31 protein-coding genes are annotated in these 25,598 nt (G+C 65.8%); 5 read left to right on the top strand and 26 right to left on the bottom strand.

The window, feature by feature from the left end:
- Window positions 1–26 precede the first annotated feature (26 nt).
- From yidD to V6M50_RS03570, 21 genes are all read right to left on the bottom strand, one after another.
- Window positions 27–239 carry a membrane protein insertion efficiency factor YidD gene (yidD, locus tag V6M50_RS03675; RefSeq protein WP_332817190.1) on the bottom strand — a complete coding sequence of 71 codons (213 nt, stop codon included), beginning with the start codon at window positions 237–239 and terminating at the stop codon, window positions 27–29.
- The gene (gene rnpA, locus V6M50_RS03670; RefSeq protein ID WP_332817189.1) at window positions 236–583 is read right to left on the bottom strand and encodes a ribonuclease P protein component; all 348 of its coding nucleotides are present in this window, start codon (window positions 581–583) and stop codon (window positions 236–238) included. The genes yidD and rnpA overlap by 4 nt, the downstream gene beginning before the upstream one ends.
- 29 nt (window positions 584–612) lie before the next feature.
- Entirely contained in the window at window positions 613–747 is a 135-nt protein-coding gene (gene rpmH, locus V6M50_RS03665) for a 50S ribosomal protein L34 (protein ID WP_058808820.1), read from the bottom strand.
- Between the two features lie 101 nt (window positions 748–848).
- A complete protein-coding gene (locus V6M50_RS03660; protein WP_332817188.1) occupies window positions 849–1,184 on the bottom strand; it encodes a PGPGW domain-containing protein in 336 nt (111 codons plus the stop codon).
- A 224-nt stretch (window positions 1,185–1,408) separates the two neighbouring features.
- Entirely contained in the window at window positions 1,409–2,188 is a 780-nt protein-coding gene (locus V6M50_RS03655) for an alpha/beta hydrolase (protein WP_332817187.1), read from the bottom strand.
- Between the two features lie 94 nt (window positions 2,189–2,282).
- Window positions 2,283–2,936 (bottom strand): glutathione S-transferase family protein, encoded by a 654-nt coding sequence (locus tag V6M50_RS03650; RefSeq protein WP_332817186.1) that lies wholly within the window; start codon window positions 2,934–2,936, stop codon window positions 2,283–2,285.
- Window positions 2,936–3,388 (bottom strand): hypothetical protein, encoded by a 453-nt coding sequence (locus V6M50_RS03645; RefSeq protein WP_332817185.1) that lies wholly within the window; start codon window positions 3,386–3,388, stop codon window positions 2,936–2,938. The genes V6M50_RS03650 and V6M50_RS03645 overlap by 1 nt, the downstream gene beginning before the upstream one ends.
- Entirely contained in the window at window positions 3,375–3,881 is a 507-nt protein-coding gene (locus V6M50_RS03640) for a VOC family protein (RefSeq protein ID WP_332817184.1), read from the bottom strand. Before V6M50_RS03640 ends, V6M50_RS03645 begins: the two co-directional genes overlap by 14 nt.
- On the bottom strand, window positions 3,878–4,294 hold the full coding sequence (locus tag V6M50_RS03635; RefSeq protein WP_332817183.1) for a VOC family protein: 417 nt from the start codon (window positions 4,292–4,294) through the stop codon (window positions 3,878–3,880). The genes V6M50_RS03640 and V6M50_RS03635 overlap by 4 nt, the downstream gene beginning before the upstream one ends.
- Before the next feature lie 26 nt (window positions 4,295–4,320).
- Window positions 4,321–5,118, bottom strand: coding sequence for a VOC family protein (locus V6M50_RS03630; RefSeq protein ID WP_332817182.1), 798 nt, complete (start codon window positions 5,116–5,118; stop codon window positions 4,321–4,323).
- A gap of 24 nt (window positions 5,119–5,142) precedes the next feature.
- Window positions 5,143–5,859 carry a DUF899 family protein gene (locus V6M50_RS03625; RefSeq protein WP_332817181.1) on the bottom strand — a complete coding sequence of 239 codons (717 nt, stop codon included), beginning with the start codon at window positions 5,857–5,859 and terminating at the stop codon, window positions 5,143–5,145.
- A 63-nt stretch (window positions 5,860–5,922) separates the two neighbouring features.
- A complete protein-coding gene (locus V6M50_RS03620; protein WP_332817180.1) occupies window positions 5,923–6,222 on the bottom strand; it encodes a DUF6958 family protein in 300 nt (99 codons plus the stop codon).
- Window positions 6,219–6,782: a GFA family protein gene (locus tag V6M50_RS03615; protein ID WP_332817179.1), complete on the bottom strand. Its 564-nt coding sequence runs from the start codon at window positions 6,780–6,782 to the stop codon at window positions 6,219–6,221. Before V6M50_RS03615 ends, V6M50_RS03620 begins: the two co-directional genes overlap by 4 nt.
- A 27-nt stretch (window positions 6,783–6,809) precedes the next feature.
- Window positions 6,810–7,448 carry a glutathione S-transferase family protein gene (locus tag V6M50_RS03610; protein WP_332817178.1) on the bottom strand — a complete coding sequence of 213 codons (639 nt, stop codon included), beginning with the start codon at window positions 7,446–7,448 and terminating at the stop codon, window positions 6,810–6,812.
- Between the two features lie 45 nt (window positions 7,449–7,493).
- Window positions 7,494–8,228, bottom strand: a complete 735-nt coding sequence (locus tag V6M50_RS20320; protein WP_443030476.1) for a DUF1428 domain-containing protein — start codon at window positions 8,226–8,228, stop codon at window positions 7,494–7,496.
- Between the two features lie 32 nt (window positions 8,229–8,260).
- On the bottom strand, window positions 8,261–8,932 hold the full coding sequence (locus V6M50_RS03595; protein ID WP_332817177.1) for a glutathione S-transferase family protein: 672 nt from the start codon (window positions 8,930–8,932) through the stop codon (window positions 8,261–8,263).
- Between the two features lie 32 nt (window positions 8,933–8,964).
- On the bottom strand, window positions 8,965–9,963 hold the full coding sequence (locus V6M50_RS03590) for an alpha/beta fold hydrolase (protein WP_332817176.1): 999 nt from the start codon (window positions 9,961–9,963) through the stop codon (window positions 8,965–8,967).
- A 3-nt stretch (window positions 9,964–9,966) separates the two neighbouring features.
- Window positions 9,967–10,185 carry a DUF4287 domain-containing protein gene (locus tag V6M50_RS03585; RefSeq protein ID WP_332817175.1) on the bottom strand — a complete coding sequence of 73 codons (219 nt, stop codon included), beginning with the start codon at window positions 10,183–10,185 and terminating at the stop codon, window positions 9,967–9,969.
- Window positions 10,182–10,598, bottom strand: coding sequence for a DoxX family protein (locus tag V6M50_RS03580; RefSeq protein WP_332817174.1), 417 nt, complete (start codon window positions 10,596–10,598; stop codon window positions 10,182–10,184). The genes V6M50_RS03585 and V6M50_RS03580 overlap by 4 nt, the downstream gene beginning before the upstream one ends.
- A gap of 24 nt (window positions 10,599–10,622) precedes the next feature.
- Window positions 10,623–11,057 (bottom strand): VOC family protein, encoded by a 435-nt coding sequence (locus V6M50_RS03575; RefSeq protein WP_332817173.1) that lies wholly within the window; start codon window positions 11,055–11,057, stop codon window positions 10,623–10,625.
- A 40-nt stretch (window positions 11,058–11,097) separates the two neighbouring features.
- Complete coding sequence (locus V6M50_RS03570) at window positions 11,098–11,784, bottom strand: TetR/AcrR family transcriptional regulator (RefSeq protein WP_332817172.1); 687 nt, start codon at window positions 11,782–11,784, stop codon at window positions 11,098–11,100.
- A gap of 163 nt (window positions 11,785–11,947) precedes the next feature.
- Here V6M50_RS03570 and V6M50_RS03565 point away from each other — a divergent pair, with 163 nt between their 5' ends.
- The 3 genes from V6M50_RS03565 to V6M50_RS03555 are packed head-to-tail and all read left to right on the top strand — an operon-like array spanning window position 11,948 to window position 15,574.
- On the top strand, window positions 11,948–13,456 hold the full coding sequence (locus V6M50_RS03565; RefSeq protein ID WP_332817171.1) for a YifB family Mg chelatase-like AAA ATPase: 1,509 nt from the start codon (window positions 11,948–11,950) through the stop codon (window positions 13,454–13,456).
- On the top strand, window positions 13,456–13,758 hold the full coding sequence (locus tag V6M50_RS03560) for a DUF1905 domain-containing protein (RefSeq protein WP_332817170.1): 303 nt from the start codon (window positions 13,456–13,458) through the stop codon (window positions 13,756–13,758). The genes V6M50_RS03565 and V6M50_RS03560 overlap by 1 nt, the downstream gene beginning before the upstream one ends.
- 58 nt (window positions 13,759–13,816) lie before the next feature.
- Window positions 13,817–15,574 (top strand): sensor domain-containing diguanylate cyclase, encoded by a 1,758-nt coding sequence (locus tag V6M50_RS03555; protein WP_332817169.1) that lies wholly within the window; start codon window positions 13,817–13,819, stop codon window positions 15,572–15,574.
- A gap of 25 nt (window positions 15,575–15,599) precedes the next feature.
- Here the strand turns inward: V6M50_RS03555 and V6M50_RS03550 are convergent, their stop codons facing one another.
- Together V6M50_RS03550 and V6M50_RS03545 are read right to left on the bottom strand one after the other, a co-directional pair.
- Window positions 15,600–15,995, bottom strand: a complete 396-nt coding sequence (locus V6M50_RS03550) for a bactofilin family protein (RefSeq protein ID WP_332817168.1) — start codon at window positions 15,993–15,995, stop codon at window positions 15,600–15,602.
- Window position 15,996: 1 nt separating this feature from the next.
- Window positions 15,997–17,199 carry a M23 family metallopeptidase gene (locus V6M50_RS03545; RefSeq protein WP_332817167.1) on the bottom strand — a complete coding sequence of 401 codons (1,203 nt, stop codon included), beginning with the start codon at window positions 17,197–17,199 and terminating at the stop codon, window positions 15,997–15,999.
- 231 nt (window positions 17,200–17,430) lie between these two features.
- Here V6M50_RS03545 and V6M50_RS03540 point away from each other — a divergent pair, with 231 nt between their 5' ends.
- Window positions 17,431–18,837 carry a methyltransferase family protein gene (locus tag V6M50_RS03540; protein ID WP_332817166.1) on the top strand — a complete coding sequence of 469 codons (1,407 nt, stop codon included), beginning with the start codon at window positions 17,431–17,433 and terminating at the stop codon, window positions 18,835–18,837.
- Between the two features lie 35 nt (window positions 18,838–18,872).
- Here V6M50_RS03540 and V6M50_RS03535 read toward each other — a convergent pair whose 3' ends face one another.
- Window positions 18,873–21,146: a TonB-dependent receptor gene (locus tag V6M50_RS03535; protein WP_332817165.1), complete on the bottom strand. Its 2,274-nt coding sequence runs from the start codon at window positions 21,144–21,146 to the stop codon at window positions 18,873–18,875.
- 327 nt (window positions 21,147–21,473) lie between these two features.
- Here V6M50_RS03535 and V6M50_RS03530 point away from each other — a divergent pair, with 327 nt between their 5' ends.
- Window positions 21,474–22,121 (top strand): DUF4198 domain-containing protein, encoded by a 648-nt coding sequence (locus V6M50_RS03530; protein ID WP_332817164.1) that lies wholly within the window; start codon window positions 21,474–21,476, stop codon window positions 22,119–22,121.
- Between the two features lie 125 nt (window positions 22,122–22,246).
- On the opposite strand, the gene V6M50_RS03525 is transcribed toward V6M50_RS03530, so the two are convergent.
- Together V6M50_RS03525 and V6M50_RS03520 are read right to left on the bottom strand one after the other, a co-directional pair.
- Window positions 22,247–23,620, bottom strand: a complete 1,374-nt coding sequence (locus V6M50_RS03525) for a glutamate--cysteine ligase (RefSeq protein WP_332817163.1) — start codon at window positions 23,618–23,620, stop codon at window positions 22,247–22,249.
- A 62-nt stretch (window positions 23,621–23,682) separates the two neighbouring features.
- Complete coding sequence (locus V6M50_RS03520; RefSeq protein ID WP_332817162.1) at window positions 23,683–25,593, bottom strand: proprotein convertase P-domain-containing protein; 1,911 nt, start codon at window positions 25,591–25,593, stop codon at window positions 23,683–23,685.
- Window positions 25,594–25,598: the final 5 nt, after the last annotated feature.

The following is a 25,598-nucleotide window of genomic DNA, read 5'->3' as shown; positions in this document are numbered from 1 at the left end:
CATATCAATTGTCGGGGAAATGCCGTTCAGGGAACGGGGTCGTGGCCGTGGCCCCCCCAAGGATGGCAGCGCAATAGCCGCTTTGTCGCCAACCAGCCACCCTTGATCGCACCGTAACGCTGGAGCGCGGTGATGGCATAGGCGCTGCACGACGGCGAGTAACGACAAGTGGGCGGAAGGATGCGTGAAGGGCCGATTTGCCAGCCGCGCGCGATCAGGATCAGCAGTCGGGCGATCATGGCGCCTTCGCTGCGATCTTCTTCGCGGCGCGCTGCAACGCCGAATCGAGCTGCTCGCCCAGATCGGCAAAGACGATGTCATTGCCGCCCGGCCGGCCGATCAGAACATGGTCCGCGCCCGCGATTCCCGATTCGGGGAGCGCGGTGCGGCAAAGCTCGCGCAGCCGGCGTTTCATCCGGTTGCGCGCGACGGCGTTGCCGACCTTCTTGCTGACGGTATAGCCGATGCCCATCGCGTCCTCATCGTCACCGCGGGGACGGACGAGCAGGACAAAACCGGGCATGGGAAAGCGAAGGCCGCGATTGGCGGCCAGGAATTCGCTACGTTTTGAAAGCGTTCGCACCAGCGGGGCCGGTGCAGAAGCGTCAGCGGTCAGGCCGACAGCTTCTTGCGGCCCTGCGCGCGGCGGTTGGCGAGAACCTTGCGGCCGCCGACAGTCGCCTTGCGGGCGCGGAAACCGTGGCGACGCTTGCGCACGAGGCGGCTCGGTTGAAAGGTACGCTTCATCGCGGTATCCCCAAATTCTCTTCAAAGGCTCTAACAGAAAAGGGCCGCCAAACGTGGGCGGCCACTGATGGAGGCGCGGATAAGCGAGAGTCGGCGGAAAGTCAATTGGCATTGGGGCCGTTTTCCAACGTTTCGCTATCGGATGCCGCCAGCGCTTCGCGCTCGCGCCGCCGCGCCGCGCTGGTGCGCCGCATCAACCGGTCGGTCCAGCCGGCGTAGCGCGGGTGGCGCCGCTTGAAGCGGACATAGACGCGCTTCGCCCATTCGCTGTTCTGCAAAGCCAGCATCAATCCCGCCGGAAACAGGATGACAAAGCCCGGCCCCGGCAGCGGGCCGAGCAGCGGCGCCGCGATCATCAGCAACACGCCAAGGACGAACAGCGCTGTCCGCACCCGCGGGTTCGTGCGCAATCGCTGGTAAAGGCTGCGGTTCGCCATGGTGGGCGATGTGGGGTGGAACAGGACGGGTTGCAACCGCGTTGAGACCTCCCCCTTGATGGGGGAGGCAGCGAGACTTGCGAACTTGTTCGCTAGTCGCAGCGGTCGGGGTGCGCTCTCGACCTGAAACGACGGCGCAAGGCTGCACCATCACCCCCATCCAACTCCGCCTAATCGCTTCACGATAAGGCTCCATATCCTTCCCCCATCAAGGGGGAAGGCGGTCAGTTGAGCGCCACGAATCGCGCCATGTCATCGCGCGTCAGATAGCGGACCTCGTCGAACGGGGTGCTGTTGGTCAGCGCGTAGAATTCGCGCGCCTTGGCGTCGTTCAGCCCCATTTCGCGGTAAAGCCTGAGATATTCGGCGTGGACCGGATCGTTCGCCGGATAGTCGCTCGCCTCGCGCCCAGTTTCGTCGGCCCAGCTATGGACCCCGAATTCGGCGTCGGGCGCGGCGCGGCGGGTGGTGCCGGCGAGCCAGAGTTCGACCGCGCCCGAACGGATCGAGCCGCCCGCCGGAACGATCGTTTCCATCCCCGCGCGGCGAATCGCGCGGGCGAGGATCAAATTCGCTTCCTCGTCGAGGCTGCCGGGGCAATCGATCATCTCGAGCCGTTTGAGACCCGGAAAGGCGGCGAGCATCGCCGCGAACTGGCGCGGGGTTGCCGAGGTGACGTCGCCCGCCATGCGGACGGTCGTCGCATCGATGACCGCGAAGGGGCCGAAATTTGCCTTTGCATGGCCGAGGGTCGCGAGCGTGGCGCCGGTCGCGTAGCGGCGGGTGGGGGCGAAGTCGGCGTCCTCGGCCAGGGCCTCGTCATCGAGCAGCGCCGCGTCTTCGTCGATGACCGCGCTGTCCCCGTCGCCCTCGACCTCGTCATAGGTCCAGGTCACCGTCGTGGTGATCGTGACCACCTGCTGTGCATGCGCCGGGGCAAAGGCCAGCACCGCCGCGCAAAGCGCGACGAAAAGCGTGCGGACGAGGGCGGCCGGCAAGGTCATGCCACCGCCCTCGCGCGGGCGCGCCTACCAAGGCGTCAAGCGGTGCGGTCAGCGCGCCGTTAACCTCGATATGGGACGCCGCTCCGAAGCGGGCTTAGTCGCGGTCGGGCGCGCCGCCGGGGAAATAGCCGCGATAAGGCCGCCCGCCATCGACGGCGCGGGCAACCGATGGCCGCGCGAGCAGGCGCGCGCGATAGGCGCGCAGATTTTCATGATGCACCGGAATCTGGTGTACCCAGTCGGCGTAGAAGAGCGACGGCGCCGCCGCGCAATCGGCGAGGGTGAAGCCCGCCGGCGTCGCCCAGCCGTCGCCCGCAAGCTCCTTGTCGAGCCACGCATAGATGGTGTCGAGCGCGGCCTTTGCCTTGTCGACGATCATCGGCGCATGGCCTTCGGGGCCGCGGATGCGGTCGTTGACGATGTCCTGCATCACCGCCATCACATGCAGGTCGAAGACGCGGTCCATCTGCCGCACCCGCAATGCCGCATCGGGATCCTCGGGAATCAGCCGCGGATCGGGCTGCACGCGGTCGAGATATTCGATGATGATCGAGGTTTCGAACAGCGTCCGGTCGCCATCGACGAGCAGCGGGAATTTGCCGATGGGCCAGAGCGCGTGCAGTTCCTTGCCATGCTCCGGGAATTCGGGGTCGACATTGCGATATTCGAAATCGATGCCCTTTTCATAGAGCGCGATCTGCGCCTTCCAGCTGTAGCTCGAAAAGGGGTGGCCATAGAAAATCAGCATTAATGGGTTCCTTTGCGGGTGAGCCAGGCGAGTGGCCAGCCGACGAAAAAGATATGCGGGAAGAGTGCGATCGCGCCCTTGACGAGATCGGTGGGCGGAAAGGGCGACCCGAAACGCAGCGGCAGGACGATCCCGTTCATGATGTAATAGAGGATCAGGCCATAAATCGTGCCGGTGAGCCACCACGGCCACGCCGTCAGCGTCGACCAGCGCCGCGCGACAAAGAACCACGCCGCGACCATCGCGCCCATGATCGCATAATGGGTCGCGAGCCCGGCGAGCGCACCGCCGATGCCCCATTTGGCGGCTTCGGCGCCGAACGGCCCGCTGGCGACCGCATGCAGCATACCGGTGACGGTGCCGCCCTGCACCACGCTCGACACCGCCGCATAGGCGATGTCGAGCGTGCCGCAGAGGGCCCAGGCGAGGAGTGCGGGGCTACGCCGCGCCAACGGCTTCGCCCCCGATCGCGGCTTCGATCGCGGCGACGTCGATCTTTTTCATCGTCATCATCGCCTCGAATGTCCGCTTACGGAGCGCCGGGTCGGGGTTTGCCATCGCGTCGGTCAGCACGCGCGGGGTGATCTGCCAGTTGAGGCCCCATTTGTCCTTGCACCAGCCGCACGCGCTTTCGGCACCGCCATTGCCGACGATGGCGTTCCAGTAGCGGTCGGTTTCCTCCTGCGTGTCGGTATGGACCTGGAAGGAGAAGGCTTCGCTCTGCGGAAAGGTGGGACCGCCGTTGAGGCCGATGCACGGAACGCCGAGGACGGTGAACTCGATCGTCAGCGGGTCGCCTTCCTTGCCCCCGGGGAAATCGCTCGGCGCATGATAGACGGCGCCGACCGCGCTGTCGGGAAAGGTTGCGGCATAGAATTTGGCCGCTTCTCCGGCGTCCTTGTCGTACCAGAGGCAGAGGCTGACGGGGTTCTTGTTGGTGCTCATTTCGTCTCTCCTTTGATGGGGGTGCCGATCGACCAGAGGTGGCCGAACGGGTCTTTTACCTGGCCGTAGCGGTCGCCCCAGAACATATCCTCGGGACCCATCACCGCGGTGGCGCCCGCGTCGACCGCGCGCTTGAACCAGGCATCGGTGTCGTCGACCTGCAGGTGCAGCGTGACGCCCGACGGCGCGGCCATCGCGCTCCCCGAATATTCGGGGAAATCGTCGTGCATCATCAGCGACGATCCGTTGACCAGCAGGTGCGCGTGCATCAGGCGCACGCCATCCTCGGCGGGCATGCGCACCTGCTCGGTCGCGCCGAACGCCTTTTTGTAGAAGTCGATTGCCTCGCTCGCGCGCTTGTCGGCGATTGCAATGTGGGGGGTCAGTCCCGAGGTCGGGCCCTGGTTTTCCATCGTCTCTCTCCTTTCCGTGGGGATATTCAGCCCTTGCGCGGGCCGACGAAGCCGACGGGGGCGCCCTGCGGATCGATCGCGTTCATCGCGAACTCGCCGCCGGGGATTTCCATCGGTTCGTTGGTGACGGTGCCGCCATTGGCGCGCACCGCGGCGAGCGCGCGGTCGATGTCGTCGACGCCGATATAATAGGACCACATCGGCACCGGATAGCCTTCCATCAGCGGCATCACCGCGCCGATCATCACGTCGCCGCGCTGGATGAAGCGGTACGCGCCGAGCGCGCCCATATCCATCTCGCCCTCCTGGCCCCAGCCGAAATGCTTTTTGTAGAAGGCGATGGCGGCGTCGGGGTCGCTCGTCGCCAGCTCGTTCCAGCGGACGCGCTGCGCTTCGGTGACCGAAAATACGTCGCTCTCGCCCTCGCCGGCACCCTCGGGCGGGATCGGGTCCATGATATAGAAGGGCGCGCCCTGCGGGTCGGTGACCATCGCGATGCGCCCGACAGGCAGGTCGATCGCCGGCATCTGCACTGCGCCGCCATCGGCCTTGATCGCATCGATCGTCGCGTCGACATCATCGACCTCGAGATAGCCAAGCCAGCCCGGCCGCGCGCCGCCCGCGAGCATGTCGGCGCCTAGCGCGAGCACCCCGCCAGCATTGCCGCCGTCGCTGCGGCCGATCATGCGATAATCGATCCCGCCCGCGGTCGCCTCGCCCTGTGCGGGAATGTTCCAGCCCACGACCGCGCCGTAAAAGGCCGCGGCGCCCGCGGGATCGCTTGTCATCAGTTCGTACCAGATGAAATTCGCTGCCTTGGCCATCGTCTCTCTCCTCGATGTTCCGGTTTAGTAGGTCAGGCTGGGGAAGAAGTCGGCGCGCCCCTCGGGGGTCATGTCGAGTAGCCCCCACAAGGGATCGACCAGATCGCCCGCGCGGTGGTGCTGGCCGGGATCCTCGGGCGCATAGGACATCTCGCTCGCCCAGACGTGACGGATCGTTCCGCCATCCTTGCGAAAGACGTTGAAGATCGTCTCGTCCCAATCCTCGCCCGGCTTCATCCCGCGTTCGGCGCGCTTGGCGTCGGTCATCCGGCGCGTGTCGCCGAAATAATCGGCCGAGTAGCGCCCGTCGATGTCGGACAGGAAGATCAGGTGCGGCCAGCGGCGCTCCTTCGCCCACGCCTCGAGCCGCGCGATCGGCGACTTGGCGACAACATAGAGCGGCGCGCGCTGCCCGACGTGGCGCGCGCTGCCGTCGATCGCGTCGAGCATATGGGTGCAGCCGGGGCACGGCGCTTCGCGCTCCGCCCCGAACATGAAGCTGTAGAGGATGACGCTCGGCTTATCGCCGAACAGCCCGGACAGCTTCACCGCCCCGGGCCGCTGGTATGCGCCGATCCGTTCAAAGCTGTAATCTTCGGGCAGCTCGCCGCCCGGCGGCAGCGCGCGGCGCTTCGCCGCGACCGCCTCGACCTGGCGCCGCAGCGCGATCTCGGCGTCGAGCAGCGCGATCCGCGCGGCGCGATAATCGGCGCTTTCGTTGGGGAAGGACAGATGTTCCATTTGCCGTTTCTCTCGTTCCGGCGCTCGCTGGCGACCGTGTATAGCCCCCGTGCGCAGTGCGTGTCACATGCGATGCAACCGCATCGGTTTGCTGTTTTCGCGTGCGATGACGCCCTTGGCCTCGAGGTCGAGCTGGACGCCTTTCAGCCACCAGCCGGCCTTGGCGCCGCCGGGGAACAAATCCTCGGGCAGCAGCGGCAGGACGCGCGCCTTGATCTCGGCGACGGTCTGCCCCGGCACGGTTTTTGGCACCGCCGCCAGCATCGCGTCCTTCATCGCGTCATATTTGGCCTTGTCGACGCGCATCACATGGCCGGGGCTCATGATATTGTGCATCTCGACGCGCTCGATGTCCTTGCTCATCGCCCATATCCTTTCGTCGCTTCGAGCGGCGGGGCGCGAAAGCCCATCGCGACCCACGCCGTCAGCAGCCGCCACATGAACTTGCCCGATGGCGTCGCATAATTGGGTATGTCATCGGCCAGCTCGACCCCGTCGGGCCGGTCCTTGACGATCGTCCGCATCTCGGCCTGCGGGCGCTCGCCTTCGGGGATGCGCGCTGAATAGATGCTCAACCAATGCCCCTTGGTGAACTCCAGGAACATGGGAGAGTTGCAGCAGCGCGACACGAACCGCCGCGTTGGTGCGTCGGGCTGCAATCGATGTTCTTCGAGCTCGTCCGATCCCGACAGCCAGGCGATGCGGTCCTTGCGGACGAGCAGGTACGGCGTGCCGCCGTCGGCACCCACCACTCCGGAAGCACCGGTAAGCGCGGCGAACGCCTTCCCGGCCTTCTGGCAGCTATGGCAATAGCAGGTCGCCGCGACGATCGGCTTGCCGACCATCTCCAGCGTCACCGCGCCGCATTGGCACGAAGCGGTGCGCCTTATGTCTGGATCGCGGCGCTCTTCGTTGCTGGCCATCTCTCTCTCCTTAGCCCGCTTTGCGGGTCATGCTTCCAGCGCGGCCATGCCCTCGGCGATCGTCACCGGCGCCTTGGGACGCGCGTAAATCGACGTCAGATAGGCCTGCAGCGCGGGGGCATCGTCCAGCATGTCTTCGAGGTTCGCCCAATCGAGCGTATAGGCGGCGTTGAAATCGGCGACCGTCAGCTGGTCGCCCACGACAAAGTCGCGCCCCTGCATATGCTGCTCGAATACCGCGATCATCCGCTTGCAATCGCGCCTCGCCAGCGCAATTTCCCCGGCCGATTGCTCGTCGGGCGCATAGAGGAAGCTGTGCAACGCGATCCGCCACAGCGGCCCTTCGATCTCGGTCATCAGGAAAAACAGCCAGCGATACATTTGGCCGCGGCCTTCGGGCGTATCGGGAATCAGGCCGCCGCCGGGGAAGCGGTCGCCATATTTGTCGGCGAGATAGAGCTGGATGGCCGCCGATTCGCTCACCACTACATCGCCGTCGACCAGAACCGGCAGTTTCGCGGCGGGATTGATCGCCAGAAATTCGGGCGTCAGCTGCTCGCCGGCGCGCAGATCGACCGGGATTATTTCATGGGCGAGGTCGAGTTCGTTCAGCAACCACATCGCACGCAGCGCGCGGGTGGGGGGCGTTCCGTAGAGTTTCATCATCTTTTCGGTCCTTCCTGCTTTCCACCCGCGCAGTTTCGCGCGCCGTCAGGCTTCGACGATCGGGACGAAACCGCCATAGATCATGCGCGCGCCGTCGAACGGCGTGTCCTCGGAACTGGGCTTCATCCGCTCGTCGGCCGCCATTTTTTCCCAGCCGGCGGTGCGTGCTTCCTTGCTCGGCCATTCGACCCAGCTGTAGACGACGGTCTCGCCGTCCTTCTTGTGCGCGGCCCTCGCATAGTCGGTGACCTTGCCGTCGGGGACATCGTCGGCCCACGCTTCGACGACGCGCGTCGCGCCATAGTCGATGAACACGCCCGACATTTTTTTGGCGAGCGTGCGATAGGCTTCCTTGTTGGCGCCGGGGACGGGTACGACATAGCCGTCGACATAGCCGGTCTTGCCTTCGCCCCCCGCACTTTCCTTGGCGTCGTCGAGGATCGAATCGAAGCCGCCGACAATCATCCGCTTCGCATCGAACGGCATGGTTTCGCCCATGCTCTGCATCCGGGGGTCGCTGATCATCTTCTGGTTCGCGGCGTCGCGCGTCGCCTTGTCGGGATATTCGAACCAGCTGAACACGACGGTCTCGTCGGGCTTCGCCTGCACTGCGCCTTTCAGGTCGTTGACCTTGCCGTCGGGGACGTCGTCGCCCCAGCATTCGACCATGCGGCGCACGCCGAATTCCTTGAACAGCGGCGCCGCTTCGGCGGCATGCTTGTAATAGACGTCCTTGTTGGCGGTGGGCACCGCGGCGACAAATCCTTCTACATAGGTCATCTTCTCTCTCCTTCGGGGGTTTGGAGTTGTTTTCAGGCGGATGGGCCCGCTTCTTCGCTGAAGGCGGCGAGCTGCGCCGCCAGCGCTTTCTGGAACGCCGGACGCGCGAGGCAGCGGTCGAGATAGGCCTGCAATCGCGGCTGTTCGGCGATCAGCCCGGCTTCGACGCCTTCGCGCAGCACCGTCGCCATCGCGATGTCGGCGACGGTGAAGTCATCGACCAGATATTGTTTGTCGCCCATCGCATCGTTGAGGCGGCCAAGCCGGCCCTGGATGAACTCGATCAGGCTCGGCCGGCGCAGCTTCGCCCATTCCTCTTCGGTGGCGAAGATGTCGACATTGCCCAGCTCGAACAGCATCGGCTCGACGCTGTTATAGGCGGCGAACAGCCAGGCGAGCGTGCTCGCGCGCGCCTGCGGGTCACGCGGCATCAACCGCGCATCCTTTTCGGCGAGGTGGAGCAGGATCGCGCCGCTCTCGAACAGCCGGATGCCATTGTCGTTCAGCACGGGAACCTGGCCCCACGGCTGGAACAGGAAATGGTCGGCGGGGCGGTTGATCGCGCTGATCAGATGCTCGGCATAATCGAGGCCGATTTCCTCGCACGCCCAGCGCGGACGCAGGTCGCGGACATAGCCGCGGGCGAAATCGGGCACCCAGTCGAAAGCGGTGACTTCGATGCCGGCATTGGGGTTGATGGACATGATCGTTCCTCTCTCTTTGTCGTTGGGACGGGCTAGAAACCGGCGGGCATCGGCGGCACCTTGTCGTCGAGGAACGCCGTCGCCATCGCGGTGATCGCGGGCGCCTCGGTCATGATGCCGATGTGCGAGGTTGCGGGCAGGATCGCGAGGCGTGCCTTGGGCGCCGCGGTCAGGAAACCCTGCGTCGCCGCCGCGACATCGCCGCCGCCGCGCAGCTTGAACAGCTGGATCGCATGGTCGAGCGTCACGCCGTCGGCATCGCCGATGATCACCATCGTCTTGCCCGGGATCGCGCGGATCGCTTCGTCGGGAAAGACAAAGGGCGTGGCGTCGATCGCCTTGATATTCTCGACCAGCTTGGGGAAGCCGTTCGGTTCGGGCGACAGCCTTTTATACTCGCTCTCCATCGGGCTGCCGGCAAAGATTTCGGGGGTCAGCTTGGCGATGCCCGCGAGCACCTCTGGATACCAGCCGTCGAGCCGCGAGGTCGCCGACAGGATCACCTGCTTGCCCACCTTGCCGGGGTGCTTGACCGCGAGCGCGACCGCGGTCGATCCGCCCATCGAATAGCCGAGCACATCAGCCTGCTTGACGCCGAGCTTTGCGAGTACGGCGGCAGCATCGTCGGCCATCCGGTCATAGCTCAGCTTGCCGTCGACCCCTCCCGACCGGCCATGGCCGCGGGCATCGATGGCGATGACGGGGCGAGCAGCCAGGAACGGGTCGATCAACGGCTTCATCGCATCGGCGGACATGAAGGCGCCGTGGAGGATGAGCAGCGGGGTCTTGCCCGAGGCGAGGTCGCCGTGGACCTGATAATGGATGCGCGCGCCCTCGACCGCGACGAAATCGCTCTTGGCGGTGCTCGCCGGAGTGGCCGTCTCAGCTGTAGGAGCCGTCTGCGCCTGCGCCGTTTCGGGCGCGGTCAGCGCCGTGGCGCTCGCCAGCAGGGCAAAACATGCCGTGAGTGCCTGCAAGGCAGTCGAAGGGGCGGGGATGATTGCGGTATGGGGATAGCGGTGGGGGAGCATGATCTAGTTCCTCTTCCCTTTGATATAGGCGACGATCGACATCGCGTGGCCGTGGCCTAGGTCGAAATCGGCATTCAGCCAGTCGATGACGGCGCCTGCCTTGACGCCAGGCGCGAGGCCGCTTTCGTCGGCGAGGCCCTTGTCGATCGCGATGGCTTTCAGCTCGTCGGCCGATTTGCCGGTCTTGGTTTGGACATTGTCGATATAGGCCTGAAAGCTCATTGGCTCGCTCCTGCCCGAAGCGGGATCAGCGCGCGCAGCCGGGGATCGCGCAGCCACAGGCCGCCCCACAGCATCAGGCCCAGATAGACGCCGAACAAGATGTGGCTGAACAACGGGCTGCCGATGCGGGTATGCGTGGCGATCGCGCCGCCGAGATAGCCGGTGATCAGGATCGCGCCGAGAATGGCCGTGCGCGGCCAGATATGGAGCAGCGTCGGGATCAACAGCAGGCTGCCGAGCATCGTCATCGTCGGAACGTCGAGCGGCCATCCGAGGCTGGGCGGGCTGTATTTGATCGCGACCTCGGGCGCGACGAGCTTGAGCCCGGCATCGAAGAGCAGGAAGAGGATCACGAGGCCGCTCAAGACGCGGCCGGCGATCAACTGGCCCTTGGTGGGGTGCTGGTCTGTCATCCTCTTCCTCCTCCCTTATGTGTGTCAGGCGATCGCTTCGGCGGGTTCACCGGCAGGGATGGCGGCGGGATCCATCCACATCACTTCCCAGATGTGGCCGTCGGGGTCCTCGTAGCTGCGGCCGTACATGAAGCCGAAATCCTGCGTCGGGGTCGGGTCGGCCTTGCCGCCGGCCGCGGTCGCCTTCTTGACCTGCGCATCGACCTCGTCGCGGCTGTCGGCCGACAGGCACAGCATGACCTGCGCGGTGGTGCGCGCATCGGGGATCGCCTTCGACGTGAAATCCGCCCACTTCGCATGGGTCAGCAGCATCGCGTGGATCGTCCCTTCGGAAATCACCATGCACGCCGCCGTCTCGTCGGTGAAGGCGGGGTTGTTGGTCGCGCCGACCGCTTCATAAAAAGCCTTCGACTTTTCGAGGTCGGTGACGGGAAGGTTCACGAAAATCATTTTGGACATTGGGGGACTCCTCTCTCTTCTCTCTTCTTGGGGGGATGCGTCAGCCTCTGCCGAACAGCATGAGGATGTAACGCTTCAGGTGGGTGACGGTATCCCGCGCGATCGCGGGGTCGTCGGTGGTTTTCGCCATGATGAAGGCGCCTTGCAGCACCGCCTGCACGTGGCGCGCGAGGCTCATCGCGCCGACGCCGTGCGAAATGCCGTGGCGCGCGATCGCCGCCTCGATGTCGGGGGCCAGCGCCTCGCAATAGGCGTTGATGCTCGCCTCGCACGCGGCGCGGATCGCGGGATTCGTCGCATAGGCTTCCTGCACCATCGTGCCGACGAAGCAGGTGAAATCCTCGACCGGGCCGTCGAGCATCGAAAAGCGGAAATCGATATGGCCGAGCAGGCGGTCGAGCGGATCGGCCAGCTTGGTGTGCGGCAGCATCTCGAACATCGGGCGCGCGCGTTCGGTCCAGCCCTCGGCGGCCGCGACCGCCAGCGCTTCTTTCGAGGCGAAATGGTGGAAGAAGGCGCCCTTGGTGACCCCGGCGACCGCGCAAATCTCGTCGACCGTCGTCGCGGCATAACCCTTTCGCCGCACCGTCGCATGCGCGGCGGCAATCAGCTTGTCGCGCGCGCTGCCGCGTGTCGCGCGGGTGCCGCCGCCCGCCGGGGGGACAGCGCGGGCGGCGGCGGGGCGCGAGGCGCGCCGGGGAGTCGAAGGGGGCTGATTCGTCGTCATGCGAATCGACATACCGACTAGTTGGTATGTTGTCAAATGTGCAATCCACGTTGCGCTGCGCGGCACCTTCGCCAACATCCGAAAAAGACTCGACCTTCCCGCCGCTTGCCCTAAAGAGGGTGCTGGAACAAAGGGGGCACATCGGTGCTGTTCCGGGGGGAATATGGTCGCCATCGTATCTACGGTCGCCTATCTTGGCATCGACGCGCGCGGGGTCGAGGTGCAGTGCCAGGTCACGCCCGGGGTGCCGCGCTTCGTCGTCGTCGGCCTTCCCGACAAGGCGGTCGGCGAAAGCCGTGAGCGGGTGCGCGCCGCGATCGCCGCGATCGGCCTGTCGCTCCCGCCCAAGGTCATCACCGTCAATCTCTCGCCCGCCGACCTGCCCAAGGAAGGCTCGCACTACGACCTGCCGATCGCGCTCGCGCTGCTCGGCGCGATGGGGGTGGTCGATCCCGAAACGCTGGCGTCATACGTCGTCGTCGGCGAACTCGGGCTCGACGGGCGCGTCGCGCCGTCGCCGGGGGTGCTGCTCGCCGCGATCCATGCGGGCAGCGTCGAGCGCGGGCTGATCTGTCCCGCCGCGCAGGGCCCCGAGGCGGCGTGGGCGGGCAATGTCGAGGTGCTTGGCGCGCCCGATCTCCTGTCGCTGCTCAATCATTTCAAGGGAATGGCGATCCTGGCGCCGCCGGTGCCGGGCGAGGTCGATGCGCCGGTCCGAACGGTGGACCTGAGCCAGGTGAAAGGACAGGAGACCGCAAAGCGCGCGCTCGAAATTGCGGCCGCCGGCGCGCACAATCTGATGATGTCGGGGCCGCCGGGGGCGGGCAAGTCGCTGATGGCGGCGTGCATGCCCGGCATCCTGCCCGACCTCACCCCAGCCGAAGCGCTCGAGGTGTCGATGATCGCCTCGGTCGCCGGGCAGCTCGAAGGCGGGCGGCTCGTCCGCGCGCGGCCGTTCCGCGCGCCGCATCATTCGGCGTCGATGCCCGCGCTCGTCGGCGGCGGGCTACGGGTGCGGCCGGGTGAAGTCAGCCTCGCGCATCTGGGCGTGCTCTTCCTCGACGAGCTTCCCGAATTCCAGCGCGGCGTGCTCGATTCGCTCCGCCAGCCGCTCGAAACGGGCGAGGTCAGCGTCGCGCGCGCCAACGCGCATGTGACCTTCCCCGCGCGCGTGCAGCTGATCGCGGCGATGAATCCGTGCCGCTGCGGGCATCTCGGCGATGCGTCGCTCGCGTGCAGCCGTGCGCCGCGCTGCGCCGCCGATTATCAGGCGAAGCTCTCGGGGCCGCTGCTCGACCGCATCGACCTGCATGTCGAGGTGCAGGCGGTGAGCGCCGCCGATCTCGTCCTGCCGCCCCCCGCCGAAGGCAGCGCCGAGGTCGCGGCGCGCGTCGCGGCGGCGCGCGAGCGCCAGACCGCGCGCTATGCCGGCCACAAGGCGCGGACCAATGCCGAAATCGACGGCGAGCTGTTGGAAGCGGTCGCCACTCCCGACGAAGCAGGCCGCAAGCTGCTCGCGCAGGCGGCGGAGGCGATGCGCCTCTCGGCGCGCGGTTATACGCGCATCCTGCGCGTCGCGCGCACGATCGCCGATCTGGCAGGCGTGCTCGACATCGGACGCATCCATATCGCCGAGGCGCTGAGCTATCGGCGGCAGGCACCGAGGAACTGATGGAGGAGATCGTCTTCGAAGCCGCGATCATCGAATGGCGCGGCCCCGCACCCTTTCTCTTTGCCGCGATTCCGGACGCGCACGTCGGTGCCATCCGCTATGCCGCGATGACCGAGAGCTATGGTTGGGGCGTCGTGCCGGTGGTGGCGAAGGTCGGCGAAAGTGAATTTGCGACCACACTCTTTCCCCGCGATGGAACCTATCTGCTGCCGATCAAGGTCGCGATCCAGAGATCCGAACGGGTCGGGCTTGGCGACCGGATCGAAGTCAGGATGCAGGTCGGTCGCCCCGACCGGCGCTGAACTGCGGTTCTCTGGCGATGGTAAACATTTCCGAACATATTGATGCGATAGGGTCGGCATGACTGCGGCGGGCGATCTTTTTGCAAAGCTGTGCAGCCGGCTCGCGCTCGGCTTCGCCGTCCTCGCGCTCGCCCTGTGGGCCGCTCCGGCGAAAGCCCTGCCGCTCCACGTCAATCAACCATTGTGCCATTCGGTGAGCGGTGCGGAAGTGAACGACGCCGGTCTGTCGGCGCGTCGCTTCTCCTGCACGGGAACCCCGTCGGGCTATCAACGGGGAAGCCTCTGGCTTCGCGCCCCGCTCGATGGGCCCGGCGCGCAGCGCAGCGATGTCGCGCTCATGGTGCATCAGTCGCGGTTCGACCGGCTCGCCGTCGCCTTTTCCTACGTCGACGGCACGACGCGCTGGCAGCAGGTGCGCGCGGGCGCTTATGGGTCGCATTGGCGCACCGGCGGGCAGATATTGTTCGAAGCGCCCGACCGCGGCGTGCCGCTGACCGCGGTGACGATGCGGTTCGACGGGCTTGCGAGCCACGAACTCCTCCACGCAAGACTCATTCCGAAGGCCGAGGCCGGGATGCAGTCGGCGGGCATGGCGGCGACAGTCGGCGCCGCGCTCACATTGTTGCTGGTCAGTTGCATCTACAGCCTTTCGCTCGCCTTTGCGGTGCGCCGCCAATATCTGGCGTGGCAGGCCGCCTGGTCGGGAACGATGTTGCTTTGGGGCAGCCTCTGGTCGCAGGTGCATCTCGCGCTCGTCCCGGGAATGGCGGGGACGGTGTCGACGCAGATCTGTACGTTCCTTGCCTGTCTCGCCATCACCTTGGCAACGATAAGCGCGGTGACGGCGGTCGATCGCGGCACGGTGCCGAACCGGCTGAGGCGGGCGGCGCTCGTCGTTGGTCTCGGGGTCGGGATCGCCGGTATCCCGCTCGCGCTGATACGCAGCGGCAGCCTCGGACCCCTCGCCGACATATTGGGGCTGGTGGTCATCGCCGACCTGCTGATCGTCACCGCTTATCTGGGCTGGGCGTGGCGGCGCGGTTCGGTCGAGGCGCGCGATTTCCTCGCGGCCTGGGGCCTGCCGATGGCGATGCTCGCCTTCATCCATATCGTCGATGTCGAGGACGGCTTCTGGGGCGGCGGATCGAAGCTGCTCGTGTTCGTCGCCGCGACCTGGCAGGCGCTGTGGCTCGCCGCCGCGGCGACGCGCCGGCTCGCACATCTGCGCGTCGAGCGCGATCATGCGCGCACCGCCGAGGCACAGGCGCAGCAACTCGCGCGGCGCGATCCGCTGACCGGCCTGCCCAACCGCCGCGGTTTCGTCGATAGCGTGACGCCGCTCCTCGAACACGCGCGCGCCGACAATCTTCCGGCCGCGCTGTTGCTCGTCGACATCGACCGCTTCAAGTCGATCAACGACATTCACGGCCATGAAGCGGGTGACGCGGTGCTGTGCGGCATCGCGCGCCGGATCGAGCGCTGGGAGGGACCGATGTGCACCGTTGCCCGGCTCGGCGGTGAGGAATTCGGTTTGCTGACGATCGGGATGGAGGGGATCATCCTCGGCCGCTTCGCCGAAAGCATCCGGCGGGGAATCGCCGCCTGCGATCATAGCGAGGTTGTCGGCGACAGGTTGGTCACCGCCAGCGTCGGCGTCGCCGAGGTGCGGCCCGCTTGCGATTTCCAGCAGCTATACCGGCTTGCCGACGAGGCGCTTTACGACGCGAAGCGCGGCGGGCGCAACAAGGTGGTTGTCCAGCGGCACCATGACGCGCCCGGAGGTTCGCAGGGTCGCGAGGTTGCGGTATCGAATTGAAGGCCGCGCAAAGCGGCCCCCCGGATCAGATGCCGACCGCCTTGTTCTCGACGACTTCGAGCGGCGGCGGGGCCTTGGCCGCGGCGGCGCCGTGGCGGCGGTGGCTCAGCTTACCCTCGACCTTGCCGCCATTTTCGATCGTGATGGTCTCATAGATCACGTCGCCGGTGATCCGCGCGGTTGCGTGGACGATCAGCGTCTTCGCCTCGATCGATCCGTCGAGCAGGCCGGCGATCTTCGCGGTTTCGGCGGCGACCGCGCCCTTGATCTCGCTCGCCTCGCCCTGGACGAGATTGGCGCATTTCAGGTCGCCGTCGATCTTGCCATCGACATGCAGGTCGACGCTGGCGGCAACATTGCCGGTGACGACGACGTCCGCGCCCAGGATCGAAAAGGTCGTGTGGCGCGCGCCGGTCGCCATCTTAGCGGGCACCGCGACTGGCAGTGATGGCGCCGACTCGCTGTCGGGCATCGTCTTTGACTTCGAGAACATCGGCTTTGGCCTCCAGGAAGCGGCGCGGGTTGACCGCGACGCCGTTCAGACGGACTTCGAAATGCAGGTGGCTACCGGTCGAACGCCCGGTCGAGCCCATTTTGGCGATCTGTTCGCCCGCGGCGACCTGCGCGCCGACCTTCGACGTAAAGCCCGACAAGTGGGCATAGCGGGTCATGATGCCCTGGCCATGGTCGACCTCGACGACATTGCCGTAACCCGACTTCTGCCCGACGAAGCTGATGCGGCCGGGGGCGGCGGCAAGGATCGGGGTGCCTACGGGTCCGCGGAAATCGAGACCGGCGTGCATCGCGCCCGCGCCGGTGAAGGGGTCGCTGCGATAGCCGAAACCCGACGACATCATCAGCACGTCGGCGGGGTTGCCCGACGGGACGGCGACGAGCGTGCGTTCGAGCACTTCCATGCGGAACAAGGCGCCTTCGAGCGCGGCGAACGACGCGCCGAGCGCCTTCGCTTTGCCCATGCGGCCCTGATAGGGGATGAACGGACCACCGCGACCGGTCGCGGCGCTGCGGACGAGCGCTTTCGGATCGAGTCCGAGCTTGGCGACCGCCATCTCGGCATTGGCGGCGCGTTCGTTGACCGCGGCGAGCAAGCGGCTCGCGAAGCTTTCCTGTCGCGCCTCGACCCGCGCGAGCGCCTGGGCTTCGGGTGGCAAATTGGGGTCGATCGCGCTCGTCTTGAGCGGCACCGTCGTCGCGGCTTCACCCTTGGCGACGGGTTCGGTGGCGACGGCCTCGGGATGGATGCCGAAATGGGTTTCGGCGACATTTTCGAGCAGCGCCTGGCGCTCCTCAAGATCGGCGGCGGTTTCGGCGACGCGATCGCGATATTTGGCGATGCGCGCTTCGGAAGCCGTGGCGGCCGCCTGTTGCTCCGCGACCGCCGCGCGCTCATCGGCGGTGAGCAGCTGGTTGACAAGTACGGTGAGCGTGGCGCCCGCCCAGACGAGCAGCACGACGCCGGCGATCAGCGCGACGCGCTTTTGCCAGACGGCGCTGACACGCAGGAAGCGAACATGTCCGTGCGTGCGAACGAAGATTTCATGGTCCTGAAACAGCGCCGAAAAGCGCTGGCGCAAATCGCGCAGGCCCGTTGATTTCGAAGACAAGTGGCGACCCCATCTTGTTATATATAGGAGCCCTCCGCCCCGATTGATGGGCGCTTTAGCAGGCGCATTGTGGCGGCGCGAATCTTTGAAGGGCGACTCGGGCTGAGTCGAAACCATCGCGCGGTGAACGGTGTCAATGGGTGCGGATACTGCCATTTTGGCAGGAAATGGCGCGCGAATCGGCCATTTATATTGACGGCTTGCTTACCAATTTTGGGTAGGGCTAAGCGGGTGATTATCATGGCCAAAACTGCTCGATCCGGCGCCGGTGAAGCGGCAACCGACCAGCCTGCGCCGGCGGGTGTGCGCCCGCGTTCGGCGGTCAGCGCGGGGGTCGGTATCGTCGGACTCGCGGGGCTCGTCGGCTATTTGCTGATCGCCCGGTTTGCACCCGAAATTGCGGCATTCCTGGGCGTTGACTGGGGCAATCGCGGGCCGATGAGCGGCCCGAACTCCGCGATCGCCAGCGTGCTCGCCTGCGGCGTCCCGATGGTGCTGTGGTCGGTGCTGGTCGACAAGGTTCACCGCAATCCATCGACCGGAATCGATTGGGCGCAGCGCCGCCCGTGGCGCGAGACGGTCGATATCAGCCTGACCAAGCTCGCCGGCCTCTGGGCGACGTGGGGGCTGATCGCGCTGATCTATGCGACGATGCGCTATTACTGGTTTGGCCAATATGCCTTTTCGATGGATTTGCTCGAACGGGTGGCGCCGTGGCTGCTGCTCGTGTCGGTGCCCTATATGCTGTGGCTCGACCGGCGCATGATCGAGCCGCGCGACGGCTGTTATGCTTTCGGCCGCTGGCTGATCGCGCCCGGCCAGCCCGTCGATGCCAAGGCCATCGGCCACCACCTGCGGGCGTGGGCGGTGAAGGGGTTTTTCACCGCCTTCATGCTGTCGATCGTGCCGGGGAATTTCTCGGCGCTGGTGACGGTGCCGATGAGCGAGGTGCTCGCGAACCCCTATATGACCGGGATCTGGACGCTCAATTTCCTTTATCTGATCGACGTCCATATCGCGACCGTCGGCTATATCCTGACGTTGAAGCCGCTCGACGCGCATATCCGCACCGCCAACCCCTATGGCATGGCGTGGGTCGCGGCGCTGGTCTGCTATCCGCCCTTCATCCTGATGAGCGGCGGTCCGCTCGACTATCAGGTGAACGGGTCCGACTGGGGGTATTGGCTTGCGGGACATAATGGCCTGCTGATCGTCTGGGCCACCGCGCTGGCGCTGCTCACCGCCGTCTACAGCTGGGCGACGATGGCGTTCGGTATCCGCTTTTCGAACCTGACCCACCGCGGCGTCATCACGCATGGCCCCTACAAGTTCACGCGGCATCCCGCCTATGTGTCAAAGAATCTGAGCTGGTGGGTCGGCTCGCTGCCCTTCCTCGCCGTCTCGGGAGGCTGGGTCGAGGGGGCGCGCAACGTCGTGCTGCTCGGGCTCGTCAGCGGCATTTATTACTGGCGCGCGAAGACCGAGGAGAAGCATCTCCTCGCCGATCCCGCCTATGTCGCTTATTGGAACTGGGCGCAGGACAATGCCTTCGTCCCGCGCCTGTTCACGCGGCTGACGGGGCGCAAACGCCCGTTGATCCGCCTCGAACCCGACGAGCGCGTCGGGCCGGTGGCGTAACCCGCGCGGGGCGAACCCCGCGCGGATAGCCGTCCCTAGAATTTATAACTCGCCTCGACGCCCCAGATGCGGGGTTCGTTGACGAAACCGGTCAGGTTGTTGAAGTCGATCGCGCCGACCGCCGACACATCATTGGTGATGTTGCGCGCGAAAGCGGCGATGTCATAACGGTCGGTGCGGTACCCGACGCGCAGCCCGCCTTCGAGCATATGATCGTCGTTGAATTCGGCCGATTCATAGAGGAAGAAATTGACCTTCGACCGGTACGCCCAGTCGGTGAAGACATAGACTTCGCCGTCGCCGACCGGAACGCCGTAACCCGCGGTCCAGTTGATCGACCATTTGGGCGCCTGCGGCAGCTGGTTGCCGTCGATCGAATAGATGCCGGGCGACCCGGGACGAACCGGATCGGTGACCGTGCAGCCGCCGCCGCAGCCGGTGATGAAGGCACCCGGATCGTCGATCCTGGCATTGTTGTAGCTGATGCCCGCAGTGAGCGTCATATTGTCGATCGGGCGCGCGTCGAGTTCGGCCTCGAAACCATAGCCATGGACATTGTCGACATTGATCAGCCGCGCCGCGTTGCTGGCGCCGCCGACCGCGGTGAGCTGCGCGTTTTTGAGGTCATAGACGAAGCCCGAGAGGTTGAAGCGCACGCGGCGGTCGAATTCGGTCTTGATGCCGGCTTCGTACGACATGATCGTTTCGGAGTCGGCGGTGCTGATCGCGTCCTGAACCTGCGTGAAGACGAACAAGGCGCGGCCCTGGATGCTCGGCGCGCGATAGCCTTTGGCGACGCGGGCGTAGAGGTTGACGCTGTCCGACGCTTCGTAGCGCGCCGAGAGGTCCCAGGTCAGATTCTCGTCGTCGACGCTCGCGGTGCCGGTGCCGATCGCGCCGAAGAAGCCGGTGCGGTTTACCACCATGTCGCGCTTGTCATTGTTGTAGCGCGCGCCGGCGGTCAGCTTGAACCGGTCGGTGACGGGGACGGTGACCGACCCGAACACGCCCCAGGCGCGCGATTCCTGCCGCTGCATCGCGACGACGCTCGGTACCGTGTCGGTCGGATTGTCATAGTTGATCGACCCGATGTCGATGTCTTCGTCGAAATAGAAGAGGCCCGCCTGATAATCGATCGCGCCGCCGTTCGAGGCGATGCGGATTTCCTGGCTGAACTGGTCGAGGCTCGGCACCGTGTCCTGCGACTGCGCGGGGAAGGGGATGATCCCCGGCCCCGAATTCGGCAGGAAGGCCGCGCCGAAACCGCCGTCGATATCGCCGCGGCTGTCGTAATTGCCGTTCCAATAGGCGGTGACCGAGGTCAGCGTGACCGGGCCGAAGTCATATTCCATCGTCGCGGCGGCGTTATACAGCTCGAGCTTCTGGAAATTGATGCCGTCGGTGCGCACGACATTGCGATCGAAATCGACCGGCGCGGCGGGGGTCTGGCCCGGATTCTGGACGCCGGGGTAGAAGATCAGATCGTTGCTGCCGGGGCGGAAGATGTTGGCGCGGAAGACGCGCGCGGTGCCGTCGAAATTGCGATACTGGCCGGTGAGGCGGAGCTTGAACGCATCGGTCGGCTCGAACTGCAGCTGGCCGCGGACCGCGAAATCCTCATAACCTTCGAAGTCGTTCTTGTCCGGGGTCGCGAGATTGTCGACCCAGTCGCTGCGGCGCTGGTACATCGCCGAAAGCCGCGCCGAGATGGTGTCGGACAGATGCCCGCCCGCCGCGCCTTCGAGGTTGAGCGAATTGAAGCGGCCATAGCTTGCCTTGACATAGCCGCCGTCGCGGTCGGGGCGGACGCTGTCGAACTTGACGATGCCCGCGGGGGTGTTGCGGCCGAACAAGGTGCCCTGCGGCCCGCGCAGCACTTCGACGCGGTCGACGTCGAAGATCGGGAAACCTTTGAGAATCGGGTTTTCGAGCACGACATCGTCATAGACGAGGCTGACCGGCTGCGATGCGTTGAGGTCGAAATCGGTGTTGCCGAGCCCGCGGATGTAGAAGCGCGGGAAGGTGCGGCCGAAGCTCGACTCGATGTTGAGGCTGGGAACGCGGCCAGCCAAAGCGCGAATATCGCCGCCGCCCGAGTTGATCGCGTCGAGCTTCGCGCCGCTGACGACGTCGACCGAGACGGGGATGTCCTGCAGATTTTCCTCGCGGCGCTGCGCGGTGACGATGATTTCGCCGAGCGTGCCGTTGTCTTCGGCGGCGGGCGCGGCGTCCTGCGCGGCGGCGGGGGCGGCCCAGCCCGTGGCGGCGAGGGCAAAGGCTATAGCGGTGGCGGAAGGAAAGTGGCGCATGGCAAGCTTCCTGAAACAGAGTTGACGATGGGAGAGGTACGAAAAACCAGTCGCTCTTTGGCTTTCCCGGCGCGCGCGATCAATCGCCGAAGCGATGCCCGCTGACGTTCGTGTCAGCAGTGTTGCGAAATTGCTGCACTTTTGGGAGCGGCAAACGCCCGCGCGGGCGGTTTCCCCCTTCGGGGCCGGGTATCGGCGGAGGCGCTATTTTCGCTAGTAATAATCGTTTGCAATAACGCGCACGGCTTGCCAAGGGTCATACCTGTCTCACCGCCCGTGTAGCGGCACAATGATTGCCCGCTCATCTATCGGCAAAGGAAAATCCGCATGAAAAAATGGCTCGCCGCGCTTTTGGTCCTGGGTTCCGCTGCCGCGCCCGCCGCGGCGCACGAGGTGTGGATCGAACGCGACGGCACCTCTCCGGCGCGAATTTATCTGGGGGAGCCCGCCGAGGCGGTCCCGGAAAGCGGCGATCCCGAATTTCCGAATCTGAAAGCCCCGGTCCTGTTCACCGAGAGCCGCGAGCGCCCTGCCGCGCTCGTCCGCCGCGTCAATCATATCGAAGCGGCTGTTTCCGCGCCGGGCGACGTCCGGCTGGTCGACGACAATGTTTTCGCGCCGTGGGCCGGCGAGGACGGCAAGCTGCAAGGCGTCGTGTACCACGCCCGCGCCGGGCGCACCGAGACGCGTCACGCGCTCGAGCTGGAAATCGCGCCGCTGACCGCGGGCGGCTACAGCTTCGCGGTCCTTTGGCAAGGCCATCCGCTCCCCGGCGCCAAGCTGACGATCATCGACCCCGATCGCTGGGCGAAGTCCTACCTCGCCGACGACAAGGGCGTGGTCACCGTCCCGGCGCGCGGCAAGGGCCGCTACCTGCTGTCGACGACGCACGAGGTCAAAGGCGAACGCGTTCTTTCGGGGAAGACGGTTGCCGGCACCACGCATGTGTCGACCTTGACCTTTGTAGCGCCATAGGCAGGCGGTTAACGGCCAACCCTCGTCATCCCGGCCTTCGCCGGGATGACCGTGATATGGGGCTAGGTCAGCTCCCTACCCCATAGCGGACATCGGTTTCGGCTTATCCAGCGCCGAAGGCAGCCTCAGAAGCTCAGCTCGTCGTAGATTTTCGACAGGTCGCCGGCCCATGGCCCTTCGTAGCGGTCGAGCAGGTCGTGGGCGGGCGACTTGCCGCTCTTGGCGATGCGGCGGAGGGGTTCGAGGAAGCCGACTTCATTGTCGCCCATCGAATTGACCTCGCCGCGCGCGGCGAGACCCGCCGCCGCGATGTCGAGCACGCGGTGCGCGAGTTCGCCGACGGTGCCGCCGCCCGGCGCGGGGGCGCAGAGGCCTTCGCGGGGCACCGCGTCGCGCAGCGCCTGCTGCTCTTCGATGCTCCAGTTTTTGACGAGATCCCACGCCGCGTCGAGCGCGCCCTGGTCGTAGAGCAGGCCGACCCAAAGCGCGGGGAGCGCGCAGATGCGGTTCCACGGGCCGCCGTCGGCGCCGCGCATTTCGAGGAAACTCTTCAGCCGCACTTCGGGGAAGGCGGTCGAGAGATGGTCGTTCCAGTCGGAGAGCCGCGGCTTTTCGCCGGGGAGTGCGGGCAGCTCGCCCTTCAGGAAATCGCGGAAGCTCTGCCCCGCGGCGTCGATATATTTGCCGTCGCGGAAGACGAAGTACATCGGCACGTCGAGCATATAATCGACGTAGCGCTCATACCCAAAGCCATCCTCGAACACGAAGGGCAGCATGCCGGTGCGCGCGGGGTCGGTGTCGGTCCAGATATGGCTGCGGTACGACATGAAGCCGTTGGGCTTGCCCTCGGTAAAGGGCGAACTGGCGAAGAGCGCGGTCGCGAACGGCTGGAGTGCGAGCGAAACGCGGAACTTCTGCACCATGTCGGCCTCGCTCTGGTAATCGAGGTTGGTCTGGACGGTGCAGGTGCGCAGCATCATGTCGAGGCCCATGCTGCCGACGCGCGGCATATGATCGAGCATGATCTTGTAGCGCCCCTTGGGCATGATCGGCAGTTCGGCGCGGGTCTTGTCGGGCCACATGCCGACGCCGAGGAAGCCGAGCCCGAGTTCGGCGCCGACTTCCTTCACCTGCTTCAAATGGCGGCCGGTTTCGGCGCAGGTCTGGTGGAGATTCTCGAGCGGGGCGCCGGAAAGTTCCAATTGTCCCGCAGGTTCGAGGCTGACGGTGCCGTCGCTGCCCGCGAGCGCGATGACGTTGCCGCCCTCGATCACCGGTTCCCAGCCGAAGCGGGTGAGCGCCATGAGCAGGTCGCGGATGCCGCCGGGTTCGTCATAGCCCGGCGCGTGATGGTCGGCGGTGCGATAGACGAATTTTTCGTGCTCGGTGCCGATGCGCCAGCGGTCCTTGGGCTTCTCGCCCTTGATCATGGGGACCGCGAGCTGGTCGCGGTTTTCGACGATGGGATCGTTGCTGTCCGAGGTGGTTCGCGTGCTCATGTCGCGCATTTAGACAGTTCGGTACAGAATGCAATCGGACCCGTAAGTAATGGGCCTGAGCCCTAGTTGACCGTCGCGTCGAAGGTCACCGCCATCGCCGCGACTGGCGCGAGCGTCGCCGTCACTGCCGACAGCGTCGTGCCGCCGATCGCCGCGCCGAACGGGTCGCTCTCGTCGGCGCCGGCGGCATCGTCGTCCTCGACCGTCGCCGCGCCCGCGCAGCTTGTGCCGCTGCGCAGCGAGCCGGGGACAAAGGTCGTGCCGGCGGGCAGCGCGTCGGCGACATTGATGCCGGTCGCGGTGCCGCTGCCGTTGTTGGTGACGAGGATGCAGTAACGCATCCTTGCGCCCGGGATCGCCTTGGGGTTGGTGGTGCCGTTCACCGGATCGCTGACGACGCTGCTCGTCTTGGCGATCGTCAGATTGGTGGTCGGGCGGCAGAAGCTGACGTCGTGGATCGCCATGCCCTGCTGGCCGGGATCGGTCGGGGCGAGGCTGTGGCTGCCATAGATGATGGCGATCGTGTCGACCGGCGCGGCAAAAGTGACGACGACATTGCCGTTCGCGCTGCTGTCGGCCGAAGCGACGTCGCCATAGGCGCTGTTGCCGATGACATAGTTGCTGACCCCGTTGGTCAGCGTCGGTGATACGGGCGATCCGTTGAAGCTGCCCGTCACGGTCACCCGGTCGGCGAACTGGCCCGCGGCATAATCGACATCGAACAGGCGGAATTGCACGCCCGGTACGGCGGTCGGCAGCGTCATCGTCGTCGTGACGGCGCCGGCCGGGCTGGTCATGTCGACGATCTGGAAGATCGAATATTGTGTCGGTGAAAAGCCGCCGGTGACGACATTCTGGCGCGTCGGTGACTGGCCGCCATAGGTGGCGTTGTTCAGGAACACGCCGCCGCTGATGCCGATATTGAAATTCATCGTGCCGATCGCGGTCAGCGCATAATTGCCGCTGGTTGTGCCCGCCGCCCAGGCGGCGCTGTCCCAGTCGTGAACCGTTGTCCCGACCGGGCAGACGAGCGTTGGCGGGGTTCCCGCGGTGCGCGATCCCGATACGGTAAAGCTGGCCGAATCGAAGTCATCCTCGCCCGCTGCGCCATTGCCCGGGGTCGAATCCATGTCGAACGCCGACGACGCGCTGACCTCTGCGCTGTTGGTGACGGTTGCGCCCGATGTTGCGGCGACGGTGCCGGTGATCGTCAGCGTGCGCGTCGTTCCCGGCGGGATGCTGCCGACCGTCCACACACCGGTCGTGCTGTTATAGCTGCCGAACCCCGACGCCGAGGTGAAGGAGAAACCGGCGGGCAGCGTGTCCTGTACGGTGACGCCCGTTGCCGTCAGCGGCGATGCGCTCGCGTTGGTCACGCTCAATATATAATTGATGCTGGTCCCGAACGCCGGCGCCGCGTTGCTCACCGACTTGTCCAGCGACAGGTCGGCATAAGGCGTAATGGGCACCGTCGTCAGCGTCAGGTCGGCGCGCGTGAAGGCGCCGCTGTCGCCGTTGAGCGAGTCGCAGATGGTCAGCTGCCAGGTTCCGGCCGAGCCCTGGCCATTGAGGCTCGCCAGCGAACTCTCGGGGCGGAAAATGCGCTGATAGGGCGGCGCCGCGGCCGTGCTGTCGTTCGTCGTGTGCGTCGTGATGCTCGCCGCCGCGCTGTCGTCGAACAGGACATTCAGATTGTCCGCCGAAGTCCCGACGTTTGTGATCAGGTTGACCACGGTGCCCGACGGCGAAACCAGCGTCGCGCGAAGGTCGCCGCGATAGCTGTGCGTGAGCTGGACCCCGATATTCACATCGGTGACCTGGGCGTTGGCCGCGACGGTGAAACCCCGCACCATCGGGCTGGCGCACGCGGTCGCGGTTTCGCTGATCGTGCCGGTCGTCGTGTTGCTGTAGGTGGTCGTCGTCTGTGCGGCAGCGGGATTGCTGGCAAGCGTCAACGCCAGCCAAACGAGCATGATAC

The organism is Sphingopyxis sp. (genome assembly GCF_036675685.1).
Lineage (GTDB): Bacteria > Pseudomonadota > Alphaproteobacteria > Sphingomonadales > Sphingomonadaceae > Sphingopyxis.
Note: the sequence above shows the minus strand (reverse complement) of the source record. Positions and strands in the feature narration are given on the sequence as shown.